This is a genomic window from Mesorhizobium sp. M7A.F.Ca.US.007.01.2.1 (assembly GCF_003998165.1).
GTDB lineage: Bacteria > Pseudomonadota > Alphaproteobacteria > Rhizobiales > Rhizobiaceae > Mesorhizobium > Mesorhizobium ciceri.
Window position 1 is genome coordinate 1 of sequence record NZ_RZQP01000482.1, and the last position, 1,269, is coordinate 1,269.

General features: G+C 60.8%; 2 protein-coding genes. Both read left to right on the top strand.

Features of this window, described 5'->3' with window-relative positions; genetic code table 11:
• Positions 1-844: OmpA family protein (locus EN949_RS35325; protein ID WP_127371987.1), on the top strand; the 844-nt coding region annotated here is incomplete at its 5' end.
• A gap of 20 nt (positions 845-864) precedes the next feature.
• On the top strand, positions 865-1,269 hold a 405-nt coding region (locus EN949_RS35330), incomplete at its 3' end, for a caspase family protein (RefSeq protein ID WP_245472585.1).

The window sequence follows — 1,269 nt, forward strand, 5'->3', positions numbered from 1 at the left end:
CAATTCGGTCGATACAGGGGTTGACCTTCGCAACGTCCGCATGCGGTTCCTTTTCTTCGAGACATTCAAGTTTCCCTCCGCCGAACTGACCGCGAAGGTAGATCCCGCCGCATTTGCCGACCTGGCGACCAAGCGACGTGTGAAGGCGGTTCTTCCGTTCCGTCTCAGCCTGCACGGGGTCGACAAGGATCTTCAAGCCAACATCGTGGTCACCATGATCAGCGACACCATGGTGTCGGTCGCTTCGGAGGCTCCTGTCGCCGTGCATGTGGAAGACTTCGGATTGCTGCCGAACGTGGATAAACTCCAGCAGGCGGCCAACGTGACCAATATTGTTCCCACGGCATCGGTTTCATTCGATTTCGTTTTCGTCGCTGACGGCAGCAAGCCGGCTGTTGTCCAACCGGTTGCGGCGAGCACTGCCGATGTCGGGCCTGTCACCACCGATGCGGCGAAGACCAGCTTCAGCGACGAGGAGTGCCTCAACAGGTTCGCGGTGCTGTCGCGCACCGGAGCCATCTACTTTAGAACGGCGAGCGCGCGGCTCGATAGCCAAAGCCGGCCGCTGCTTGCTGAGGTCGTCGGCGTCGTGGGCAAGTGCCCGGGCCTGAAGGTCGAGGTTTCTGGACACACCGATTCCGACGGGTCGCCCATCGAGAACAAGCGCCTGTCGGAGCGAAGGGCCCAGGCGGTTGCCGACGCCATAGTTGCCGCTGGCATTCCGCGCACCCAGATCGCGGCGACTGGCTATGGCGAGGAGCGCCCGGTTGCCGACAACGACACGCCGAAGAACAAGGCGCTCAATCGGCGGATCGAGTTTTCCGCCACTAAGCTCGTCAACTGAGGGACGCCCTGTTGTCCCGGGTGGGTTTTGATCGTATCGGCCATTGCGGTGGACTTGTGGGCGCCATTGCGCTTGTAGCGCTGGCACTGCTTTTGACTTTGTCGGCCGCCAGTGCTGAACGCCGTGTTGCGTTGGTCCTTGGCAACTCCCAATATGAGCATGCGCCGGCGCTGACCAATCCGGTACGCGACGCCCACGCCATGGCCGAACGCCTCGAGAATCTGGACTTTGAAGTCGTTTCCGGCTTCGATCTGACCAAATTGCAGACCCAGACGACGATTGCGCAATTCGCAAAGCAGGTGCGCGGCGCCGATATCGCCCTTTTTTTCTACGCCGGCCACGGGTTGCAGGTTTCAGGCAGCAACTACCTTCTTCCGGTCGACGCAGCACTCGAGGACGAGACTTCGCTCGATTTCGAGGCGGTG